Annotated in this window: 15 protein-coding genes; 7 read left to right on the top strand and 8 right to left on the bottom strand. The window is 70.3% G+C overall.

What is annotated here, in order from left to right; genetic code table 11:
• Positions 1-158 precede the first annotated feature (158 nt).
• From gmd to EDC02_RS29950, 3 genes are read left to right on the top strand one after another with little or no spacing between them, the layout of a single operon-like run.
• Positions 159-1,172, top strand: a complete 1,014-nt coding sequence (gene gmd, locus EDC02_RS29960) for a GDP-mannose 4,6-dehydratase (RefSeq protein ID WP_123605655.1) — start codon at positions 159-161, stop codon at positions 1,170-1,172.
• Positions 1,169-2,371 carry a glycosyltransferase gene (locus EDC02_RS29955; protein ID WP_158632365.1) on the top strand — a complete coding sequence of 401 codons (1,203 nt, stop codon included), beginning with the start codon at positions 1,169-1,171 and terminating at the stop codon, positions 2,369-2,371. The genes gmd and EDC02_RS29955 overlap by 4 nt, the downstream gene beginning before the upstream one ends.
• On the top strand, positions 2,368-3,558 hold the full coding sequence (locus tag EDC02_RS29950) for a DegT/DnrJ/EryC1/StrS aminotransferase family protein (RefSeq protein WP_123607225.1): 1,191 nt from the start codon (positions 2,368-2,370) through the stop codon (positions 3,556-3,558). The genes EDC02_RS29955 and EDC02_RS29950 overlap by 4 nt, the downstream gene beginning before the upstream one ends.
• 1,155 nt (positions 3,559-4,713) lie before the next feature.
• Here the strand turns inward: EDC02_RS29950 and EDC02_RS29945 are convergent.
• Both EDC02_RS29945 and EDC02_RS29940 read right to left on the bottom strand, forming a co-directional pair.
• Positions 4,714-6,108 carry a hypothetical protein gene (locus tag EDC02_RS29945; RefSeq protein WP_123605653.1) on the bottom strand — a complete coding sequence of 465 codons (1,395 nt, stop codon included), beginning with the start codon at positions 6,106-6,108 and terminating at the stop codon, positions 4,714-4,716.
• A 114-nt stretch (positions 6,109-6,222) separates the two neighbouring features.
• Complete coding sequence (locus EDC02_RS29940) at positions 6,223-6,834, bottom strand: TetR/AcrR family transcriptional regulator (RefSeq protein ID WP_123605652.1); 612 nt, start codon at positions 6,832-6,834, stop codon at positions 6,223-6,225.
• Positions 6,835-6,957: 123 nt separating this feature from the next.
• Between EDC02_RS29940 and EDC02_RS29935 the strand changes: the two genes are divergently transcribed.
• From EDC02_RS29935 to EDC02_RS29925, 3 genes are all read left to right on the top strand, one after another.
• Positions 6,958-7,977 (top strand): aldo/keto reductase, encoded by a 1,020-nt coding sequence (locus tag EDC02_RS29935; protein ID WP_123605651.1) that lies wholly within the window; start codon positions 6,958-6,960, stop codon positions 7,975-7,977.
• Between the two features lie 52 nt (positions 7,978-8,029).
• Positions 8,030-8,872, top strand: a complete 843-nt coding sequence (locus tag EDC02_RS29930) for an LLM class flavin-dependent oxidoreductase (protein ID WP_233606511.1) — start codon at positions 8,030-8,032, stop codon at positions 8,870-8,872.
• A 95-nt stretch (positions 8,873-8,967) separates the two neighbouring features.
• The gene (locus tag EDC02_RS29925; protein ID WP_123605649.1) at positions 8,968-9,408 is read left to right on the top strand and encodes a VOC family protein; all 441 of its coding nucleotides are present in this window, start codon (positions 8,968-8,970) and stop codon (positions 9,406-9,408) included.
• A gap of 36 nt (positions 9,409-9,444) precedes the next feature.
• Here EDC02_RS29925 and EDC02_RS29920 read toward each other — a convergent pair whose 3' ends face one another.
• Positions 9,445-10,113 (bottom strand): TetR/AcrR family transcriptional regulator, encoded by a 669-nt coding sequence (locus EDC02_RS29920; RefSeq protein WP_123605648.1) that lies wholly within the window; start codon positions 10,111-10,113, stop codon positions 9,445-9,447.
• A gap of 74 nt (positions 10,114-10,187) precedes the next feature.
• Between EDC02_RS29920 and EDC02_RS29915 the strand changes: the two genes are divergently transcribed.
• On the top strand, positions 10,188-11,723 hold the full coding sequence (locus tag EDC02_RS29915; protein ID WP_123605647.1) for an amidohydrolase family protein: 1,536 nt from the start codon (positions 10,188-10,190) through the stop codon (positions 11,721-11,723).
• Positions 11,724-11,725: 2 nt separating this feature from the next.
• On the opposite strand, the gene EDC02_RS29910 is transcribed toward EDC02_RS29915, so the two are convergent.
• From EDC02_RS29910 to EDC02_RS29890, 5 genes are all read right to left on the bottom strand, one after another.
• On the bottom strand, positions 11,726-12,595 hold the full coding sequence (locus tag EDC02_RS29910) for an alpha/beta fold hydrolase (RefSeq protein WP_123607224.1): 870 nt from the start codon (positions 12,593-12,595) through the stop codon (positions 11,726-11,728).
• 246 nt (positions 12,596-12,841) lie between these two features.
• Positions 12,842-14,377 carry a non-reducing end alpha-L-arabinofuranosidase family hydrolase gene (locus EDC02_RS29905; RefSeq protein WP_123605646.1) on the bottom strand — a complete coding sequence of 512 codons (1,536 nt, stop codon included), beginning with the start codon at positions 14,375-14,377 and terminating at the stop codon, positions 12,842-12,844.
• Positions 14,378-14,756: 379 nt separating this feature from the next.
• Positions 14,757-15,656: a sulfotransferase domain-containing protein gene (locus tag EDC02_RS29900; RefSeq protein WP_123605645.1), complete on the bottom strand. Its 900-nt coding sequence runs from the start codon at positions 15,654-15,656 to the stop codon at positions 14,757-14,759.
• Between the two features lie 198 nt (positions 15,657-15,854).
• Entirely contained in the window at positions 15,855-16,388 is a 534-nt protein-coding gene (locus tag EDC02_RS29895) for a hypothetical protein (protein WP_123605644.1), read from the bottom strand.
• A 96-nt stretch (positions 16,389-16,484) separates the two neighbouring features.
• Positions 16,485-22,295, bottom strand: a complete 5,811-nt coding sequence (locus tag EDC02_RS29890; protein ID WP_370461584.1) for a ThuA domain-containing protein — start codon at positions 22,293-22,295, stop codon at positions 16,485-16,487.
• Between the last annotated feature and the right edge of the window lie 83 nt (positions 22,296-22,378).

Below are 22,378 nucleotides of genomic sequence, written 5' to 3'. Positions count from 1 at the left end.
AGGTCCGCCCGGTACAACGAACGGATGCCCGGCTGGTGACTTTACACGGCGATTTGGGCAAATAAGGCGATGAGTACGTGAAAAATCTAAATTACTAGCTTCGGTGACGATATAACGAGGTAGCAGAACTTGCTGGCCCCGCCTACGAGAGAGATCTCATGTCACGAGTGGCACTCATCTCCGGTATCACCGGTCAGGACGGCAGCTACCTGGCGGAACTCCTGCTCGACAAGGGGTACACGGTGCACGGGATCAAGCGGCGGTCGTCGACGTTCAACACCGAGCGGATCGACCGGGTCGACGTCCATCCACGAACCGCGGGTGCCCGACTGTTCCTGCACTACAGTGACCTGTCCGACCCGGCGTCCCTGGCGTCGCTGATCCGTGACGTGCGACCGGACGAGATATACAACCTCGGGGCGCAGAGCCACGTACGGGTCTCCTTCGACATCCCGGGCTACACCGCCGACGTGACCGGGCTCGGCGCCCTGCACATGCTGGAGGCGGCCCGCGCCGCGGGCATCGACTGCCGCTTCTACCAGGCGTCGTCGTCGGAGATGTTCGGCTCGACCCCACCGCCGCAGCGCGAGCAGACCCCGTTCCATCCGCGCAGCCCGTACGCCTGCGCCAAGGTCTACGCCTACTGGTCGGCAGTGAACTACCGCGAATCGTGGAACATGTTCTGCGTCAACGGCATCCTGTTCAACCACGAGAGCCCGCGCCGGGGCGAGAGCTTCGTCACCCGCAAGATCACCCGGGCGGTGGCCAGGATCGAGGCCGGCCTGCAGGACAAGCTCTATCTGGGCAACCTCGACGCGGTGCGGGACTGGGGGTACGCGCCCGAGTACGTCGAGGCGATGTGGCTTGCCCTGCAGCAGGACGAGCCGGACGACTACGTCGTCGCCACCGGCGAGGGCCACACCGTGCGGGAGTTCGTCGCGGCGGCCTTCGACCGGGTCGGGCTCGACTGGCAGCGGTACGTCGAGATCGACCCGACGTTCTTCCGTCCCGCCGAGGTCGACGCCCTGATCGGCGACTACACCAAGGCCCGGCGCCGACTCAGATGGGCCCCGAAGACCCTCTTCACCGACCTGGTACGGATCATGGTGGACGCCGACCGCCAACTGCTCGAGGACGAGCGGATGGGACGCCTGGTGCGGGTGGACCGATGAGGGTCACCGTCGACGCCACTGCGATCCGTCCCGGCCATGCCGCCGGCGTCGAGGCGTTCAGCTACGGCCTGCTGGCCGGAATCGCCGCCGACCGCTCCTGCGAGCTGCGGGTCGACGTCCTCAGCGGCACCGTGGAGCAGTGGCGTCGCAGCGTGCCCGACCCGCGCATCGACTGGGTCGAGACGGCGCAGCCGCTGCGTACCGACAACCCGGTCGGGCAGCTGCTGCGCCGGTGGACGCCGAACCGGCTGCGTGACTCGTCCGCCGTACGCCGGACGGTCGACGCGGTCCGGCAGCGTACCGTCCCGACCCGGTCCGACGCGGACGTCATCCTCCACCCGTTCCATGGCACACCGATCCGACCGGGTACGTCCGTCATGGTGCTGCACGACCTCCGACGGCTGCGGGCCGACTTCCACGCTCCCGGCTACGCGGCGGTGATCCGACAGAACGTGGCCCGCGCGGCCGCCGTCGTCGTCACCTGGCCGCACCCGTACCGGGAAGCGCTGCGGATCTTCCCGCAGGCGGCGGAGAAGACCGTGCTCATCCCGACGCCGACCTTCCAGCCCGCACCCGGACACCTGCGGGCCCGACCCGAACCGGGGCTGCTGCTCTACCCGTCGGCCACGGCACGGCACAAGAACCACATCACCCTGCTGGAGGCGATGGCGCTGCTCCCCGAGCACCACCTGATCTGTCCGGGCCCGCTGGTCGAGCCCGAGGCGAGCCGACTGCGCGCCCGCGCCGCACGGCCCGATCTGCGCGACCGGATCCACTTCCCCGGCTTCGTCACCCGCGACGAGTTGAACGCCCTCTACGCCCGGGCCGACGCGGTGGTGGTGCCCTCGCTGTGGGAGGCGGCCAGCGGGGCGATGCTGGAGGCGTTCAGCTGGGGGCTCCCGGTGGCCTGCGCCGACAGCGAGCCACTGCTGGCACAGCTGGAGTTCACGGGCGCCGAAGCGGCCGTCTTCCGGGCCACCGACCCGGCATCGCTGGCCGCCGCGGTCGGCCGGCTGGCCGACGACCGGGCGCACTACGCCGCCGCGTCCCGGCGGGCCGACGGCCGGCTCGCCGCCCGGACCTGGGACGCCGCCGGCCGCGACTACCTGGACGTGCTGCGGTGGGCCGCCGACGGTCGTCCCGGTCCGGTGCCACGGTCGGCGTTCGCCGCCACGCTCAGCCGGGCGGCGTCCCGGTGACCGGCCCGACAGACCGGTTCCCGGTCGCCCGGCCGAGCCTGACCGAGCTGGAGGAGCGGTACGTCGTCGACGCGCTGCGCAGCGGATGGATCTCGTCGCAGGGCCCGTACCTCGCCGAGTTCGAGCGACGGCTCGCCAGCCGCTGCGCCGCCGCCGCGGCGGCGGCGACCAGCAACGGTACGGTCGCTCTGCACCTGGTCCTGGCAGCCGCCGGAATCGGGCCGGGCGACGAGGTCGTCGTGCCCGCGTTGACCTACGTGGCGACCGCCAACGCCGTCGCGTACTGCGGGGCGCGGGCCGTCTGCGTGGACGTACTGCCGCAGACCTGGTGCGTCGACCCGGCCGCGGTCCGCGCGGCGATCGGCCCGCGAACCCGGGCGGTCGTCGCCGTCGACCTGTACGGCCACCCGGCTGACTACCCGGCGCTGCGGGCACTGTGCGACCGGCACGGTCTGCTGCTCGTCGCCGACGCGGCCGAGTCGTTCGGCGCCACCCTCGACGGTCGCCCGGTCGGCGGCCTGGCAGACGCCACCACCTTCTCCTTCTTCGGCAACAAGGTGATCACCTCGGGGGAGGGCGGTGGCGTGACCACCTCCGACCCCGCGTTCGCCGATCGGATGCGGCTGTTGCGCAACCAGGGCATGGACCCGCGACGGCGCTACTACTTCCCTGTTCTGGGCTACAACTACCGGATGACCAACCTGTGCGCCGCGCTGCTCTGCGCCCAACTCGACCGGGCCGACGAGATCATCGCCCGGCGGGAGCGGGTGATCGCCGGGTACGAGGAGCAGTTGGCCGACGAGCCGGAGCTGGCCCGGCAACCGGTGGCACCCGGCGTCCGCCGAGCCCCCTGGATGGCAGCCTTCCTGGTCGGAGCCGAGACGGACCCGACCTCGCGGGACGCCCTCGCGCGCGGGCTCGACCGGCTGGGCGTCGATAGCCGCCCGTTCTTCGTACCGATCCCCGACCTGCCCGCGCACCACGATCCGGCCGCGAACTGCCCGGTCGCCGCCGATCTGAGTCGGCGCGGGATCAACCTGCCCACCTACGCCGAGCTGGCCGAAGCCGAGGTGAAGACGGTGGCGGAGCGGGTTCGCACCGCGCTGCGCGCGATCGGTCGACCGGTGGGCGCGCCGTACGGTCCCGCAGCAGCAGCAGGTAGCCGACGCTCCAGGCGAGCGCGCTGACCAGGGCCAGCAGCACGAGCGCACCGGCCGCGCCGGTGGCACCGAGCAGCACCGCGCCGCCGACGACCACCGGCACCCGGAGCGCCCCCACGGTGACCCCGAGGACGATCGCTCGCCGGCTGGCCCGTTCGACCCGCAGTCCGGCGAAGCCGATGGCGGCCGGTACGGCGAGCAGGCTCTCCAGCGCCAGCAACGGCAGCAGGCTGCGGGCCACCGTCCAGTTGGCGCCGAGCAGCGTCGTGCCGAGCGAATCCGGCAGCAGCGCGACCGCCGCCGTCAACGGCAGGACGCCGCCGGCGATCAGCGAGGTGAGCCGGTACGCCGCCCGACGGCGGACCGGGCCGGGCTCGCTACGGGTGCGGGCCAGCTGCGGCAGGATCAGGGTGGCGGCCATCGACAGCACCAGGTTCACCGGCCCCAGCAGGGTCCGTCCGGCGCTCAACGCCCCGACGATCGCGGTTCCCGCGGCGGCGGCCACCGCGGTCAGCGCCAGCTGCGCCGATCCGGTGGTCAGCAGGAACTGCGTGCCGAACCCGAGCGCGACCCGCGTCTCGGCTCGTCCGGCGGACCAGCCGGGCAGCAGGTCGTACCGGTGGCAGGCGGCGGTGACCACTCCGATCAGCGCGCCACCGACGGCCCAGCCGGCGAAGACCACCGGTGCGTCGATCAGCCCGGCCAGACCGCCCAGCGCGGCCGCACCGGTGAGCACCGACCAGGCGATCTCCTGACCGATCGCCCGCGTCGGGTTGCCGACGCCGACGGCGATCGCCTTGGTGTAGTCGTAGAGGACCAGGCCGGGCAGGGCGATTCCGGCGACCGTCAGGTACGCCGAGCCGTACGCCGCGCCGACGGCCGCCAGCGACACACCTCCGATGGCACCGAGCAGGGTGACCCGTCGGGCGGCCACCGCCGCGCCGGAGCCGGCAACCAGCACCGTGTCGGTCACCATGCTGCGGACCAGCCCGGAGCCGAGGACGTAGAACGAGAACGCCAGGGCGTACTGGCCCACCCCGCCGATCGACTCCAGCCGGGCGACGGTGACCGCGAGCAGGAAGTTGCCGCCGCTCGACAGTCCTCCGACGAGCAGCGCCAGCAGTGCCCGACGGCTGACGCGTGGCCGATCGCGGCTGCGGCCACGGCCGTGACCCGGTCCGGTCACCGGTCGGCGCCGGTCGGTGCGGGACCGCCCACCAGCCGGTGCCGTCCGGGCAGGCCGTGCTGGCTGGGCAGGTCGTGCCAGCGGCTCGGCCGCAGCCGCCAGCCGGGCAGGCTGTGCCGGCCGGGCCGGTCCGGTCGGCTGCGGGTCAGCCAGAGCAGCAGGAACACCGGGACCGCCGACACCACGTGCTGCAGGAATCCGATCACCGAGTCGGGGTAGGTGCCGGTCCAGAGCAGCAGGTCGGACAGGGCGAGGCAGAACAGGACCAGCCGCGCCGGCCCGGGCGCCCCTCGCCAGCGCAGCAGCGCCGCGGTGAACCCGGCGGCGGCGGCGTGCAGGACCACCAGACCGACCGCGCCTTCGAAGAACCAGATGTTGCCCAGCAGCAGGAAGCTGTACGCCGTGGTCCCGCTGCCACCCCGGTACATGCTGATCAGCTGCCCGGTGGACATCGGCGGCCGGTCCGGGTCCAGCATCCGGGGTACCAGCCCGTAGCGGAGGTAGTCGGCGGGGCCGGGCTGGCCGAGGTCGACCGGGACGTCGTAGCCGGCCACGGTGGCGAGCTGGCGGTCCAGCCGGATCCGGTCGAGCGCGCTGACGTTGTCGTCGACCGTGATGCCGTGGCTCTCCCGGATGGTGTTGCGGTGGTCGAACAGGGGCGGCCAGAGCAGGATCAGCACCGCCCCGGCGACCAGCAGGTACCGCAGCCGGAAGATGCCGCAGAGCATTCCCGCGACGGCCACGAAGAAGATGAAGGCGATCAGCGCGGCGGTGAGGGCGGTCTGGACGGCGACCACCGTCTGAGTAGCGACGAGCGCCGTCAGCCAGCCGTAGAGTTTCGCTCGGGACAGCCGACCACTGAGGTGGCTGGCGATCAGCAGGCCGACGGCCAGCGCCCCCCAGCCGGAGAACAACGTGGTCAATGTGGCGACCGGGCCGCCGGCCAGTTCGCCGGAGAGCTGGGCGACGATGGTGCCTCGACCGAGGTGGACCCCGAGCAGGTCGGCCGCGATGCCGGTCAGCGCGACGAATCTGGCTATCGGGTAGAGGCGTGGATACCGGGCGTGGGAGTGCTGGACACCTGCCCGCCACTGTGGATCGGGTCGGCCGAGCAGCAGGCTGAAGGTTTCTACCGTCGCGCTGCCGAGCAGGGCGAATCCGACCAGCGACGCGATCAGGCCGGTGTGCGGATTGTGGTAGATGACGGCCATCGGCAGGATGAGCCCCAGGTAGGGGGCGAGCACGACGGCGCTTACCGGGTAGCAGCGCAGCAGTTGGCCGACGAGTTCCCGGCGAAAGACCGGCGAGGTGTCTCGAGCCGGTCGCCGCGTGCGGGCCGTGGCGATGCCGACGGCACCGCCAGGGTCGGGGGACCGCCCCGACAAGATCATCTTATCTGTTCCTTCCGCAGTTGCCGCGTCACCAGCCGTTACTGACCACCCTAACCAGGCGAAAAGCCCTCGGTGGGACAAACCGTCCGAGCCGTTCGGGCCACCCGGCGGGTGTCAGCTGACGCGGAGGCCGGCGATGAGCAGGCCGACCAGGCGGCGGGCGTCGTAGCGGGGGTCGGCGTCCGCCCCGACGCAGAGATTGCCGACGCCGCGCATCAGTTGGTACGCGTCGACTTCGGGGCGGATCTCCCCGGCGGTGACGGCGGCGGCGAGCAGCTCGGTGCAGACCGGGACCAGTCGGCCCAGGAAGTAGTCGTGCAGCGCATGGAAGGCGGCGGCGTCGGACTGCAACGCCCCGGCGAGACCGTGCTTGGTGACCAGGAAGTCGACGAACAGGTCGACCCACCGGGCGAGGGCGGCGTGCGCGGTGGCGCTCTCCGTCAGCATCGTCGGGCCGGCATCGGCGCAGGCCTCGACCTGGTGCCGGAACACCGCGACGATCAGATCGGACCGGGTGGGGAAGTGGCGGTAGATGGTGCCGACGCCGACCCCGGCCCGGGTGGCGATGTCGCGTACCGGGACGTCGACGCCGGATGCGACGAACGCCGCCGCCGCGGCCTCCAGCAGGGCCTGCTCGTTGCGCTGGGCGTCGGCCCGCTGCCGGCGCGGCCGGGCCGGCTCGACCGGTCCCGCCGACCCGCTGCTGACACCGCCGGTGTCGACCATACGTGCTTTCCTCCATTGCTCACTTGCTAACCGGAACAGCGTTCCGTATCGTCTTAGCGGAACGCTGCTCCGCTTCGGTGTCAGCGTGCCAGACCAGGCGACCCCGCTCAAGGAGAAACAGCCGTGCAGTACCGCACTCTCGGCCGCACCGGCGTGCAGGCCGGCACCCTCGCCCTCGGCGCGATGAACTTCGGCGCGATCGGCGACACCAGCCAGGACGAGGCCAGCGCCATCGTCGACGCCGCACTCGACGCCGGAATCAACCTCATCGACACCGCCGACTGGTACAGCCAGGGCCAGTCGGAGGAGATGCTCGGCAAGGCCATCGCCGGCCGCCGCGACGACATCGTGCTCGCCACCAAGGCCAACATGCCGATGAGCGACGAGCGCAACCACCAGGGCAGTTCCCGCCGCTGGCTGGTCACCGCGCTGGACGACAGCCTGCGCCGGCTCGGCGTCGACCACGTCGACCTCTACCAGATCCACCGCTGGGACCCGACGACCGGCGACGAGGAGACCCTGTCCGCGCTGACCGACCTGCAGCGGGCCGGCAAGATCCGCTACTTCGGCTCGTCGACCTTCCCCGCCTACCGGATCGTCCAGGCCCAGTGGGCCGCCCGGGAGAACAAGACCAGCCGGTACGTGACCGAGCAGCCCGCGTACTCGATCCTGCAACGCGGCATCGAGGCCCACGTCCTGCCGGTGACCCAGGAGTACGGCATGGGGGTGCTCGCCTGGAGCCCGCTCGCCTCCGGCTGGCTGTCCGGCGCGATCCGCGCCGACCAGGAGATCAGCACCAGCCGGTCCGGCAAGATGCCGCAGCGGTACGACCTGGACATCCCCACCAACCGGGCCAAGCTCGACGCGGTCGAGAAACTGGCCGCCGTCGCTGACGCCGCCGGCCTGACGATGATCCAACTCGCGCTCGGCTTCGTCACCGCGCACCCCGGGGTGACCAGCGCGATCATCGGCCCGCGCACGATCGACCACCTGCGTTCGCAGCTGGCCGCCGCGGACACCGTGCTGACCGCCGATGTGCTCGACGCCGTCGACGCGATCGTCGCCCCCGGCGTCGACCTGGCCCCGCACGAGAAGCACGACACCCCGCCCGCCCTGCTCGACCCGGCGCTACGCCGCCGCTGACCGCGTACTGGATGGACTGATGTCACCGACGGCTCGGCCCAGCTTCGGGCTCATGACCGCCCCGTCCCAGGTCGACTACCACGACGTGCTGCGCGTCTGGCGCGACGCGGACACGATCCCGGCAATCGAACACGCCTGGCTCTACGACCACCTGATGCCGATCTTCGGCGACCCGAGCGGGCCGACGTACGAAGGCTGGACCCTGCTCGCCGCGCTCGCCGCGCAGACCCGGCGGCTGCGCCTGGGCCTGTTGGTGACCAGCAACCGTTTCCGGCCACCGGCGATGCTGGCGAAGATGGCCGCGACCGTCGACGTCGTCTCCGGCGGCCGGCTCGACTTCGGCATCGGCGCCGGCTCGCGGCCCAGCCACCCGCTGGCCCGACGCGAGTATGACGCCCACGGCCTGCCGTATCACGACTTCACCCACTCGGTGGGCAGCCTCGCCGAGGCGTGCACCATCATCAGTCGATTGTGGACTGAGGCCGAACCGTTCGACTTCCACGGCACCCACCACCGGCTCACCGGAGCGTTCGGCAACCCGAAGCCGGTGCAGAAGCCGTACCCGCCGATCCTGATCGGCGGGCGGTCGGCGGCCCTGCTGCGGGTGGTCGCCGAACACGCCGACCTGTGGAACATCCCCGGCGGCGACATCGCCGACGCGGTCAGCCGCAGCGCGTTGCTGGACCGCTACTGCGCCGAGATCGGCCGCGACCCGGCGACCATCACCCGCTCCATCCACCTGCCGGTCTCCTACGACCAGCCGGGCGCCACCCGGGCCGCGATCAGCGAAGCCACGGATGCCGGCTTCCGGCATGTCGTCCTCGGGCTGTCGACGCCCTACCCGCCGGACGTCGCCCACTGGGTCGCCGACGAGATCATCTCCACCACGGCTTAACCGGTGTCCCGGCTGTACGCGGGTGACTGTGAGTTATCCTTTGCGATCGCCGAGTCCAACCCCGGCTTCACATCGACACGTCAAGGAGAGCGAGCATGGCGCTCCAGCGGATGGACAACGTCCTCATCGTTGTCGAGGACCTTGACGCCGTCATCTCGTTCTTCGTCGAACTCGGTATGGAGCTGGAAGGCAGGGGACCGGTCGAAGGGCGTTGGGTGGAGCGGGTCATCGGGGTCGACGACGTCCGACAGGAAATCGCGATGCTGCGTACCCCGGACGGCCACAGCAAGATCGAGCTGGCGATGTTCCACACCCCGAAGGCGATCAGGCCCGAGCCGACGGACGCACCAGCCAACACGCTGGGGATCCGTCGCGTCATGTTCGCCGTCGACGACATCGAGTCCGTCGTCGCCCGGCTGCGCACCCACGGTGCCGAACTCGTCGGCGAACTCGCGCAGTACGAGGAGCTCTACAAACTCTGCTACGTCTGCGGTCCCGAAGGCATTATCGTCGGCCTGGCCGAGCAACTCACCTGACGGCCGCCGGAGTCGTCCCGGGTCCTCGGCCGCAGGTCAGTGATCCTCGCCGGGTGCTGTGGCTGGTGGGCACGGCTCGGCGAGCAGCGCGGCGCTGCGGTCGTCGTCCGCGCCGAGCATGCGTAACAGGTCGCGGGCCAGGCTGTCGGCCAGGCGGGCATGCTCCCGGGCTGGTCTGTGCGCTGTCGCCCGCAGGATCGCGTCGATGGCACCGGCGGCGGCGATGACCGTGACCTCGGTGTCGGTCGGTTCGACGCGACCCGGGTTCAGCGCGGCGAGGGCGTCGAGGATGGCCACGCGTAGGCCGGGGCCGGCCGGGCCGTGCTCGCCGGGGGCCGCCTCCGCGAGCCGGCTGGTGAGGACCCTGGCGATCTCCGGGCGCAGCAGCCCGAGCCGACCGGTGAGTCGCACGCTCATCACGAACCGGGCGACCGGATCCGTACCGGCCGGGATCTGGGCGTCGCGCCACGCCACGTACGCCTGGAAGGCCTCGGCGTACGCCGTCGCGAAGAGCTCCGTCTTGCTCTGGAAGTGGTTGTAGAAGGAGCCGAAGCCGACGTCGGCGCGCTCCGCGATGGCCTGGATGCTGGCGCTGTCGGCGCCCCCCTCGGCCAGGATCTGCTGCGCCGCGCGGACGAGGGCCGCGCGGGTCCTGGTCTTGCGCCGCGTGTTCCGACCCGTCGGTTCGTCAGCGACCTCCACCACGCCCTGATGCTACCGGGACCCTTATCTGATAGCTTCATCAAATCTGATGGCACGATCAGTTAGTGGGAGGCGAGATGTGTGAGCCCAAGATCCCCCGGCGCCGGGTCTTGGCGGCCGGCGCGGCCGTCGGCGTGGGATCCGTCGCCGCAGCCGTGGGGATCCCGCTCCTGCGGGGCGAGGATGACCCGGCGAAGGCCACGCTCCCCGATGCCGAACCGCTGCGGATCGACCACGTGACGGTGATCGACCCGCTGGACGGCTCCCGGCAGGAGGACGTCTCCGTCGTCGTGAACGGCGGGCGCGTCGCCGCCGTGGGACGCGATGTCCCGGCGTCCCCGACAGCATCCGCCGTGGACGGTGCCGACCGCTTCGTCGTCCCCGGCTACGTCGACACGCACACGCATGTGCTGCAGGTCGACCGACCCGAGGCACACCTCGCCGCACTGCTCGCCGAGGGAGTGACCGGGATGCGGCAGATGGCGGGCAGCGAACAGCTCCTGCGCTACCGCGCGCGGGGCAGGCTGCCACTCACCGAGTACGCCCCCGCGCTGCTCGCCATGCCGGGCGAACTGCTCCTGCCGTTCCGGGCCGGGTCCGCCGAGCAGGCCCGCGAAGAGGTACGTCGGCAGCGCGACCAGGGCGCCGACTTCATCAAGACCGTGCTGTTCGACCGGGAGGTGTTCCTGGCCGCCGTGGACGAGGCCCGCATGGTCGGGATTCCCACCGCCGGGCACCTTCCGGCGCAGGTCACCCCGGAGGAAGCTGCCGCCGCCGGCTTCGGCTGCCTGGAACATTTCGGTACGGGTACGCCGGTCTGGATCTCCTGCTCCACCGAACGCGACGCCCTGCTGGGCCGGGACGACACCCGCCTGCCGGTCCCGGACTGGGTCCTCGGCCTGCCGTTCGTCGAGAAGATCGTCATGGGCCAGATGCGTAAACGTCTCGTCAACCCGGCGGCGTTCGACGACCCCGCAACGGTCGCGTTGCTGCGCCGAGCCCTCGACACTTTCAATGAGGCCCGAGCCGCCGAGCTCGCCGGCACGTGGGCCGACAGTGGCACCTGGCAGGTGCCCACGTTGGTGCGCCTGCGTACCCAGTTTCTGGCCGACGACCCGCAGTACCGGCAGGATCCCGCGCACCGGCTGATGACCCCGCAGGAGTCCGAGGACTGGCATGAGGTGCTCGGCACGTTCACGTCGCTGCCGACCGAAATGAAGGAGACCTACCGCCTCGCCTACCAGACGACCCTGCGACTCACGAAGATCTGCCACGACGCGGGCGTACGGATGATGACCGGTACCGACTCGTCCGGCGCCACCCCGGGGCAGTCCATGCGTCAGGAGTTCCAGGAGATGGCCGCCGCTGGCCTGTCCCCCCTGGACATCCTCCGGGCGGCGACCACGGCACCCGCCGAATTCCTCGGCCGGACATCCCGGGCCGGCCGGGTGGCGGTCGGTATGGACGCCGACTTCCTGCTCCTGGGCGCGGACCCGCTGCAGGACGTCGCCAACCTGTCGGACGTGACGGCCGTGGTCCGCGCCGGCCACCACCTCACCCGGGAGCAGATAACCACCCGCGTCAACGCCGAGTCTGCCGGCAACGGGCCGTGACGCTACCGGTCGCGACGGTGATCCGGATCGGCATGCTGGGTCAGGAAGGTCGTCACCGCTCGACGGAAGTCGGCAGGCTTCTCGACCCACGGCAGGTGACCGGCCCCGGCGAGGCTCACGCGGCTGCTGTCGGTCAGCGCCCGGTGCAGTGAGTCGACGGCCCAGCGGGGGCGGATGTCTTCAGCGCCGTCGATGATCAGCACCGGCAGGTCGAGCGCTCGGCAGCATACCGCCAGGTCGGTGTCGGTGAGTTCCCGCTTGACCTCGGCGTTGATGGCTCGGCTGCAGTCGTAGCTGATGCCCAGCCACGGGGTGGCCATGTGTTCGGCGTGACTGAGCGCGGTGTCCTGATCGGCGAAGTCGGCCGACCACTGCAGGATCGCCCACTCACGTTCCTCGGCGGGGGTACGGGAGCGGGCGCCCAGAGCCTCCCACCGGTCCAGGTGACGCCCGAGTCGCAGCCGCAGATTCCGCTCGTAGTGCGGATGCCAGCCGCGCCCGGAGTCGATGCCGGTCCCGGAGACGTAGACCAGCTGGCTGACCCGATCGGGGTGTTCGACGGCGTACCGCAATGCCAGGTGGGCACCCCACGAGTGGCCGAGCAGGGCCATTCGCGGCCCGGCCAGTTGGTCACGGACCGCGTCGAGGTCGGCGACGAAGCGGGTGACCGTGTACGGCCCACGCCGCTCCGATCGGCCGCAGCCGCGCTGGTCCCACCGGACGACGCGGACCTGATCTTCGAGGAGCCGGGCGAGCGGGTCGAAGTAGTCCCACAGACCCGGACCGCCGTGACAGAGGACCAGTGGCGATCCGGTACCGGACCGCTCACCCCACAGTCGGCAGCCGTCGTCGCTGCGTACGTCGAGGCCCACGGTGCCCATTATCCGGGTGAAGATGGACGCCGAACATGATCGATGGCTGTTACCTACTCGCCGACTGGGTACGGCTGTGGCTGGGGTTGATCCACTTCGCCTCATCGACTCGACACCCCGACACCGAGTCAGCTGGGCCGTATCCGATCACGCCGCACCGGAGAGGAACACCGCCCGTGGCGGGCCCGGCGTGGATGCCGGGCCCGCCCGTCATGCTGTGGTGCTGTGGTGCTGTGGTGTGGTGGGTCAGCGTTGCAGGGTGAGGACGCCGGGGCGGTAGGGCAGGAGGCCGTAGTCGCCGCCGGAGTTGGGGGAGCGTCCTTGGTAGAGGAGTTGGAGGTTGCAGGGGTCGATGGTCATGGTCTGGTCGGCGTTGGTGCGGATGAGTTCGCCGTGGCTGATGTCGTTGGTCCAGGTGGCGCCGCTGTTGGCGCGGCCGGCGAAGGGGTTGTTTTCGCTGGTGGCTTGGGGTGTCCAGGTGCCGCCGAGGTTGGTGGCGGTGAAGGAGCGGAAGTAGCGGCCCTGGGAGCCGATGGCTTCGACGATCATGAGGTAGCGCTGTTGGCCTTGGAGTTTGTAGACCTGGACGCCTTCGAAGAGGTTGTTGGTGGTGTCGGTCATGATGGTGGTGTAGTTGGAGCCGAAGCTGGCGGGGAAGTTGCCGATGGGCATGCTGGCGCGGTAGATGCGGCCGTTGTCGCCGGCGAAGAAGAGGTACATGTTCTGGTCGTCGCCGATGAGTGCCTGGTCGATGGGTCCGGTGCCGGAGTTGCTGATGCTGCCGGTGAAGAGGGTCTGGTGGGCGGACCAGCTGTTGACGTCGGCCGGGTTGGTGGAGGTGCGGTAGGAGAAGGCGGGGCCGCCCCATTGGTAGGCGAGGATCCAGATGTTGCGGGGGGCGAAGTAGAACAGCGACGGTGCGACGGCGGAGAAGGGCATGGCGTTCTGGCTGGCGGAGCCCATCTGGTTCCAGTTGGAGAAGAGGCCGAAGTTCATGGAGCCCCAGCTGGTGCCGTAGTCGTGGTTGGTGGCGTAGACGAGGTGTTGGCCGTTGTAGGGGGCGTGGGTGAAGTCCTTCAACGACACCCAGCCGGAGCGGGGTTGGGCGAGTGCGCCGGTGGAGGTCCAGCGGTACGTCGACGGCAGATTGCAGGTGCCGCCCGGCGGTGGTGTCGTCGGGTCGGGGTCGGGGTTGCCGCCGCCGTCGACCCGGACGAGCTGCCACTGCTGGTTGGCGCCGCCCCAGTCGTCGTACTGGACGATGTTGCCGCCGTCGGCGGTCGACGCGCCCTGGACTTCGAGGGCCTTGTTGCTGTGTCGGCTGATCAGTCGGACGTGACCGCCGTCGGAGTCGGCGAGGCGCCACTGCTGGTTGGTGCCGTTGTGGTCGGTCCACTGGACGATGGCCGCGCCGTTGGCGGTGGACCACTCGTAGACGTCGAGGACCTTGCCGGACAGGCGGGACTTGAGCCGGTAGTAGCCGCCGCCGGAGTCGACGAACTGCCACTGCTGCTGGTTGCCGTCGTTGCGGGACCACTGGGTGATCCGGGCGCCGTCGTTGGTGGCGAGGTTGTACACGTCGAGGGCTTTGCCGCTGTTGCGGTTGAGCAGCACGTACCAGGCGCTGGTGTCGACCGTCGCGGCGGCGGCGGGTGGCTGCGCCACCGCGACGGCGGCGCCGCCGACCACCAGCGCGGTCGCGCTGGCCATGGCGACGCGCGGCAGCCAACCGCGCCGCCGGGCCGGCGACGCGGTCGATGCTGATCTGCCAAAGGCAAACATGATCCTCCTTCAGGGGCCGAAGCTGACTGGTCAGCTGGAAGCGGGCGCACCGAACCGCATCCACCGGCCGCTGCCGGAGGATGTCAGCGTTAACAGAGCTACCGCTTGCCCTGGCGGTACGCCTGGTTCAAGGTCCGACGAGGCGGGCTTGCCCGGTGAGCCGCAGGCGTCGTCGTCCTTGGATATAGACTGTGAGCGATAACATGCCGTTCGTCAAGCCGTAACATGCCGCGATCGAGCCACCGGCAGCGCCGGGTCGGGTCCACCAAGATCATGTGAGCGCCATGGACGTCACCTCGCGGTCTTGAGGTCCATGGCGCTCACATGATCTTGACGAGGCCGCCGTCGGTTCGGCGGCCTCGGGTCAACGGCGGATCGCTCAGTGACCAGCCGTCGTCGCGGTGGCGGTGATCGGGCCGCGGTGCAGCCAATCGACCAGCTCCGGTACGGCGAGCTTGGCGACCTGCTCCTCGTACCGCTGCAGGTCGTCGTCGTCGAGCAGGTCACGCCACTGGCCGGTGACACCCCGGTTGAAGAACTGCTTCGGGTCGCGCCACATCGCCAGGACGGGGGCGAACTCCTTGGCGCGGTCACGCATGGAATCGAAGGTGGCCGCCTCTACCAGCTCCGGCCACCGCTGTTCGGGCACCTCGATGCCGAGCTGCTTGGCGATCGCCCGCATCTGGCCCGCCAGGTCGGCCTTCAACTCGTCGTAGTGCAGCAGCAGGACGTTGGATCGCTCGCGCTCCGCCCAGAACCCCGACATGTGGTGCAGCATCGACGGCAGGCCGATCTGTACGTCGGGGTGTTCCATCCAGGCCCAGAACCGGTCGTACTCGGAGTCCAGCTGCGGTGGCGCGTCGTCGGTGAGCTCGCCGGTCAGGTCGTCGTTGCCGACCGCCTCGTCGCGCAACTTCAGCACCACGTCGTAGTCGGTGTTCTGGAAGTGTGCGTCCCAGGACAGGGCGACGTCACGCGGGTCCCGGCCGACCGCGAGGTAGGTGACCCCGTCGTGGATCGGCAGACCGTCGAACGGGGTGTGGGTCTTGATGATGCGCCGGTGCTGCTGCGCCTCGTAGAACGCGAACACGTCGGCCTGGCTGCGCGTCTTCATATCGGGCCAGACGGTGATGTCGTCCAGCGGGCGGGGCAGCTCCGGCGTCTGAAAGATCAACAGAGCGCAGATCGTCTGGGTCCACGTCGTGCCGCACTTGGCGGGTGTCGAGATCACGATGTCGCCGTCGCGGAAGGGGAACCCCTCCCATCGGGCGCTGTCCATGATCGCATTGTGGTACCGAACCGTGGGTTGGCGCACCGGCCCTCCAGCCTGAATTGGTCAAGTCGTCCAATCAAGACCGTAATCTCCACAGTGTAGCAATGTCCAGGGTCGAGCAGAGAACCCGGCACCTGACCAGACAGTGACGGGGCCAGCCGATCCGGCTGACCCCGTCGCTGTCAGTGCTCTGCCCCGTCGCTGTCAGGGCTGTCTGGATCGTGGCCGGCGTACGGCCACCGCCAGGGCGGCCAACGCCAGTACGGCGAGACCGATCGGCCATGTCCAACGCCACCAACCGGCGCCGGCCGTACCGCCGGACTCGTCCTCGGCCGCCGCGGCGGCCAGATCGGCGACCGGCGGCGCCTGGCCCTCCACCGCCTGTACCTCGACCGTCGCCGTACTGTCGTACGGAGCCGGAGCGCTCACCGTCACCTGCCAGTCACCCGGGCTGAGCACCGGCCCGCTGGCGTAGAAACCCTGACCTTCACCGGCCGGTTCGAGCTGCAGCGGGCCGACCGACCGCCCACCGTCGGCGGTGGCGGTCAGCACCAGCCGGACCGGCAGGTCCAACCGGTGGCCATCCTCATGGAAGGCCTGCACGGTCACCCCGGTGGCGCCGTCGCCGGCCACCTCCAGGTCGAGTTTGCCGTTGTGCGCCTGCGCGGGACCGGCCGCCGGCAGCACCGCCAGCAACAGGCCGAACAGAACGGCGGCCGCTCCACGCGTACGACGCATGGTGTCTTCCCTTTCCTGTCTCGTCGACGGGTCGGTGACCTGCCGCTAGGACGGTGGCCCCGCCCGGCACCGAGGACCGGGCGAGGCCACCGCGGATCAGAGTTGCTGGTCGGGGTCGATCCGGGTGGGGTCCTCCGCCAGCCGACCGGCGCCGGTGACCGGCTTGCCGCCGTTCGCCTGCACCCCGGCCGCGCTGGCCGTGCCACCGAGCCGTTCGATCATGGCGTCGGCGTCCCGGATCAGGACGTCCCGTACGTCGGTGTCGGTCACCAACTCGGGGTCAGCGGCGAGCGCCTTGAAAGCGGTCAACTGCTGCGTCGCCCGCTTGTCCTTGCCCTGCGCCTCCGACAGCCGCGCCGCGTCCAGCTTGTTGGACAGCTTGCGGTGCGCCTTGTTGGACAGCTGCCCGGTCGCCTTGAACCGGTCGATCAGGCTCTGCATGTCCCGGAACGACGTGGTGACGAAGAACCGGACCGTCGAGGTGGTGTCGTTACCCGCCTTGTCGGTCGCGGTCACGGTCAGCTCGTGCAGGCCGAGCGGCAGGTCGTACATCACCTGCAGGGTGTTGTTGGCGTACGGCTGCCCGTCCAGCGTGCCGACGACGGTGTCGATGCCGGAGGTCGGGTCGACCGCCTGCCACGACACCCGTACGTCCTGGCTGTCGCCGTACAACTGGCCGTCGGCCAGCCCGGAGATCAGCAGGGTCGGCTTGCTGCCGTCGATCTTCACCACCGCCGACTTGAGCGCCTCGACGTTGCCGGCGAGGTCGGTGGCCCGGTAGAGCAGCTCGTGGTCACCGTCGCCGGTCACCTCGACCGGCTCGTCGTACGGCGTCCAGTCACCGCCGTCGAGCGACCATTCCAGCAGCTCGACCCCGGAACCGTCGTCGGCCGACGAGAGCACCACCGGGATGGTGCCGTCGTGCCAGCCGTTGTCGTTCGCCGGGGCGAACTCCGCCGAGCTGACCGGTGCAGTGGCGTCGATCTGGAAGGTGACCGACTGGGTCTGCTCCACGTTGCCGGCCGCGTCGGTGGACCGGAACCGCAGCTCGTGGCCGCCGTCCCCGCTCACCGCCACCGGTTCGGTGTACGCCGTCCACCCGGTCTCGTCGTCGAGCGAGTACTCGGTACCCGCCACCCCGCTGCCACCGTCTTCGTCGGTGGCGGTCAGGGTGACCGCGACCGGCCCGGGGTACCAGCCCTCGACCGGACCAGCCGGCTCGCCGGTCCCGACGACCTCGGCCTCGGTCACCGGCGCCGTGGTGTCCTCCTCGACTACCTCGGTGGTCAACCGGAAGTAGTCGAACGACGCGGTCTTCGACTCCGTCTGGTTGCCGCTGAGGGTGAACACGCCGATCTTCGGGGTGGCTCCGACGACCGCGCTGGTCAGCGAGTCGAACGTCGTCCAGTCGGTGCCGTCCGCCGAGTACGCGGCGGTGAAGACGTCACCGGCACGGGACACCCGCAGGTACCACACGCTCGAGGTCAAACCGGTGGCCCCCGGCTGCGGGTCCTGGATCACCGCGTCGATCTCGCTACGGAACTCGATCCGCCGACTGACCGCCGAACCGGGCGAGTTGTCGGTGACGAAGTCCAACTTGAGGTAGTTGTCGTCGTCGGCGTAGACGAGCAGACCGGCCTGCTGGTACTGCTCGTTCAGCAGGCTGCCGTCGATCTTCGTCTCGATCGTCCAGTCGCCCTCGGGCGCGGTCTGCAGGATGAAGTTCGTCGGCCCGGTGTTGTCACCGGTGTAGATGTCGCCGTTGGGCACGTCGATGAACAACGACCCGTCGACGACCCGGTAGGCGGCCGAGTCCTCCCGCACGATGGCGTCCCACCGGCACTTGTCCAGCGCGTCGCCGTCGAACTCGTCGGACGGCTCGACCGGCCCGGCCGGCTCATCCGGCGTCACCTGGAACCAGTCGAAGGCCGCGTCCACCACCGGAGCCTCGGTCCCACCGTTGAGCGCGAACACGCCGAACTGCGGGTTCTCGATGCCGTCCAGCGCGGCCTCGCGGCCGACCGGGGTGAAGGTCTGCCCGTCGGCCGACATGGCCGCGGTCAGGTTCGTCCCGTCGCTGGTCACCCGCAGGTAGATGGTGTCACCTGTGGGTGCGTCGGTGGCGTCGGCACCCTCGTTGCGCGGGGTGCCGGCGGTCTCCCGGATGAACTCCACCCGGCGACTGCCGTTGTACAGCAGATCCAACTTGGCGTAGTTGTCGTCGTCGCCGTAGACCAGCAGACCAGCCTGCTGGTAGTTGGCGGTCACCGGCAACGTGACCTTGGTGGTGGCCTGCCAGGCGCCGTCCGGCGCGGGCTGCAGGACCAGGTTGGTGGCGTCGTTGCGGTCGCCGTACAGGTCACCGACGCCGGTCGGCAGCAGCAGCGTGCCGTCGGCCACCGAGTACACCTGGCTCTCCCGGACCACCGTCCACCGGTCGCGGTCCAGTTCGTTGCCGAGGAAGTCGTCCGACCGCGCCCCGAAGCAGGACGTGTTCGGCGCCTCGACCCGCACCGACACGTACGCCGATGCCGTCGCGCCCCGGGCGTCGGTCACCACCAGGGTGGCGACGAAGGTGCCCGGTGCGGTGTACGTGTGGCTGGCGTCCAGGGTGTCGGCGGTACCGCCGTCACCGAAGTCCCAGGCGTACGTCAACGGGGTGTCGTCCTCGGCGTCGGTGGCCGTGCCGTCGAACGCCACGGTGAGCGGCGCGGTGCCGGACGTCGGCGTCGCGGTGACGCTGACCTGCGGCGGCGCGTTCTCGGTGACGCCTCGGCCGAGGAAGTCCATCCAGTTGACGTTGAACAGCGAATCGGCGCCGCCAGCCGGATCCCGGGCGACGAAGTACAGCATCGCCGCGTCGGCACCGCCGGTGACCGGCGCGGTCACGTCGGTCCAGGTCTGCCAGTCGCCGGTACCCGCGATGTCAGCGGAGGCGACCACCGGACCGTCGACGGCGTCGGCGCGGACCTCGATGCGGCCGCCGGCCGTCGCCGACGCGACCCGGAACCGGATCGAGTCGACGTTGGTCAGGTTGGCCGGGTCGACCGACCACCAGTCGCCGTCCTCGATGAAGCCGATGTTCTCGCCGCCACCGGCCGGGTCGTTGGTGGTCTCAATCTGTACGCCCGGGTCGCCGCCGCCGGTGGCGCCGTCCACCCGTCCGGTCGAGCTGAAGTACTCGGCCTGCTTGCGCTTGGGCTGCAGCAGTTCGATCGCCCGGCCGGTCAGCGGCGCGGCACCGCCGACCCCGCCGTCGTCGGTGTAGGTGGCCTCGAACACGCCGAAGACGTTCGCCTCGGCGCCGTGGCCGGCGGCGAGCTGGGTCTGCACCGTGCCGGAGCAGCCGGTGTGCTGCTCCAACGGGTGGGCGTGCTCGTCGTGGCCGAGCAGCACCTGCAGCTCCACCCGGTCACAGTCGATCTCGCCGTCCTCCGGGTCGGTCACGGTGATCGTGTACTCGACCTGGTCGCCCCAGTCGAAGAAGCCACCGGCCGGCGGGAAGTCGATGGTCACCGTCGGTGCGGTGTTACCGACCGTCACCGGTACGTTGGCCACCGCCGTACGCTCGTTGGGGTTGGTCACCGTCAGCTGCGCGGTGTAGTTGCCGGCCTCGGCGTAGGTGTGGGTCGGGTTGGCCTCGGTGGAGGTCCCGCCGTCGCCGAACGCCCAGGCGTAGGTCAGCGTGCCGCCGTCCGGGTCGCGCGAGCCCGCGCTGGAGAACTGCACGGTCAGCGGTGCCTGCCCGGAGGTCGGGGTGGCGCTGGCCTGCGCGATCGGTGCCCGGCTACCGGCGATGTAGTCGACCCGGTAGATCCCCGAGTCGTCGTTGTTGCCGCCGAAGCCGCTGCCCCACTCGATCAGGTACATGGCGCCGTCCGGGCCGAACTCGAAGTCCATCGGCCGGATGAAGCTCATCCCGGTCAGCAGCTGGTTGATGTCCACCAGTTCGGTGCCGTCGGCGGACACCTGCATGGTGTACATCTTCGACTGGTTCCACTCGCCCAGCAGCGCCTTGCCGTCGTAGTACGCCGGCCACTTGCGGTCGGAGGCCAACTCGGCGTCGTAGCGGTAGACCGGCCCGCCCATCGGCGCGCCACCGCCACCGATTTCGGGGTAGCGCGGGTCACCGCTGTAGCCGTAGTCGACGGTGGCGGCGATCGCCGGCGGCAACTCGGTCAGGCCGGTGTTGTTGGGGGAGTCGTTCACCGGCGCCGAGCAGTCGAACTTCGCGCCGCTGGGGCCGGACGGGAACTGGTAGTCGTTGTACGCCTCGTTCGTCCCGGTGCAGTACGGCCAGCCGTAGTTGCCGGGGGTGTCGACGATGTTCCACTCGACCAGGCCGCGGGGACCCCGGTCGGGGTTGTCCGAGTTGGCGTCCGGGCCGTAGTCCGCCACGTAGAGCGTGTCGGTGGCCAGGTCCATGCCGATCCGGAACGGGTTGCGGAAGCCCATCGCGTAGATCTCCGGGCGGGTCTGCGCGGTGCCCGGCGCGAACAGGTTGCCGTCCGGGATGGTGTACGTCCCGTCGTCCTCCGGGTGGATCCGGATCACCTTGCCGCGCAGGTCGTTGGTGTTGCCGGAGGTACGCTGCGCGTCGTAGTCCTGGCGCCCGGGCCGCTCGTCGAGCGGGCTGTAGGCGCTGGACTCGAACGGGTTGGTGTTGTCCCCGGTGGCCAGGTAGAGGTTGCCCTGGCTGTCGAAGGTCATGGTGCCGCCGGCGTGGCAGCAGGTGTTGCGCTGGGTGTCGACCTGCAGCACGGCCTGCTCGGTGGCGGGGTCGATGCTGTCGCCGACGACAGTGAACCGGGACAGCAGGTTGCGGGCCACGCCGTCGTTGGGGGCGTAGTACAGGTACACCCAGCCGTTGTCGGCGAAGTCCGGGTCGAGCCGGATCCCGATCAGGCCGTCCTCGTTGCCGGTGAACACGTCGAGGTCGATAGCGGTGACCGTGTTGCCGGTGTCCGGCTTGATGATCTGCACCCGGCCGTCGCGTTCGATGTAGAAGACCCGGCCGTCGGGGGCGACGTCGAGCTCCATCGGGTTGCTGGTGTTGCTGTCCAGCGTGATCTTCTCGAAGCTCTCGGTCAGCGAGGCGCCGCAGTCGGAGTCGACGACCCCGGCGGTGGACTGGATGCCGCCGAGCAGGTGGTCGAGGAACTCCGGCTCAGCGAACGACTCGTCGGTGTGGCCGCCGCCGGTGTACCAGGCCCGGCCGCCGTCGTAGTCGCTGCACCAGGCGATCGGGTGGTCGGCACCCATCGCGCCGGCACCGGCGGTGTAGGTGGTCTCGTCCAGGCTGGCCAGCACGTGCACGTCGCCGCGCGGGTTGGTCTGGAAGTTGTACCACTCGTCGTAGCGGGTCCACTCGGCGGGCAGGCCGTCGGTGGACGGGTGGGCGGGGTCCTCGACCTTGATCGTGGCGTTCTGGTTCGCCGGGTGGCCGGAGAAGTAGGCGCCGACCAGTTCGCCGTACCAGGGCCAGCTGTACTCGGTGTCGGAGGCGGCGTGGATGCCGACGTACCCGCCACCGGCCTGGACGTAGCGTTCGAAGGCGGCCTGCTGGTCGGCGTCGAGGACGTCGCCGGTGGTGGACAGCCAGATGACGGCCCGGTAGTTGGCCAGGTTGGCGTCGGTGAAGTCGGCTCCGTCCTCGGTGGCGTCGACGGTGAAGCCGTTGTCGGCGCCGAGCTGCTCGATCGCGGCGATGCCCGCCGGGATGGAGCCGTGCCGGAAACCGGCGGTCTTGGAGAAGACCAGCACCGAGTACGGCTCGTCGGCGGCCGCCTCGAAATCGCCTGGGCCAGGCTGCACGGCGGGGGCCGGATCGACCGGGCTGCCCGGGTTGCCCGGAGTGCCCGGGGCGGCCTGCGCGGCGGGGGCGCCGAGCAGGGCAGTAGACAACATGGAGAGCGAAAGTATCGCAGCGGTTAGCGGGCCACGTTGAACGTGGCGTCGGCGGGTTCGGGACACGTGGTCTCCTAGTCCTG

The sequence above is a fragment of the Micromonospora sp. Llam0 genome (genome assembly GCF_003751085.1).
GTDB lineage: Bacteria > Actinomycetota > Actinomycetes > Mycobacteriales > Micromonosporaceae > Micromonospora_E.
Note: the sequence above shows the minus strand (reverse complement) of the source record. Positions and strands in the feature narration are given on the sequence as shown.

Coding starts and splice junctions, on each gene's coding strand:
- EDC02_RS29905 (WP_123605646.1), bottom strand. CDS start 14,377: ATGTTTGCCTTTGGCAGATCAGCATCGACCGCGTCGCCGGCCCGGCGG.
- EDC02_RS29915 (WP_123605647.1), top strand. CDS start 10,188: ATGTGTGAGCCCAAGATCCCCCGGCGCCGGGTCTTGGCGGCCGGCGCG.
- EDC02_RS29930 (WP_233606511.1), top strand. CDS start 8,030: ATGACCGCCCCGTCCCAGGTCGACTACCACGACGTGCTGCGCGTCTGG.
- gmd (WP_123605655.1), top strand. CDS start 159: ATGTCACGAGTGGCACTCATCTCCGGTATCACCGGTCAGGACGGCAGC.
- EDC02_RS29925 (WP_123605649.1), top strand. CDS start 8,968: ATGGCGCTCCAGCGGATGGACAACGTCCTCATCGTTGTCGAGGACCTT.
- EDC02_RS29890 (WP_370461584.1), bottom strand. CDS start 22,295: ATGTTGTCTACTGCCCTGCTCGGCGCCCCCGCCGCGCAGGCCGCCCCG.
- EDC02_RS29945 (WP_123605653.1), bottom strand. CDS start 6,108: ATGATCTTGTCGGGGCGGTCCCCCGACCCTGGCGGTGCCGTCGGCATC.
- EDC02_RS29955 (WP_158632365.1), top strand. CDS start 1,169: ATGAGGGTCACCGTCGACGCCACTGCGATCCGTCCCGGCCATGCCGCC.
- EDC02_RS29895 (WP_123605644.1), bottom strand. CDS start 16,388: ATGCGTCGTACGCGTGGAGCGGCCGCCGTTCTGTTCGGCCTGTTGCTG.
- EDC02_RS29900 (WP_123605645.1), bottom strand. CDS start 15,656: ATGGACAGCGCCCGATGGGAGGGGTTCCCCTTCCGCGACGGCGACATC.
- EDC02_RS29940 (WP_123605652.1), bottom strand. CDS start 6,834: ATGGTCGACACCGGCGGTGTCAGCAGCGGGTCGGCGGGACCGGTCGAG.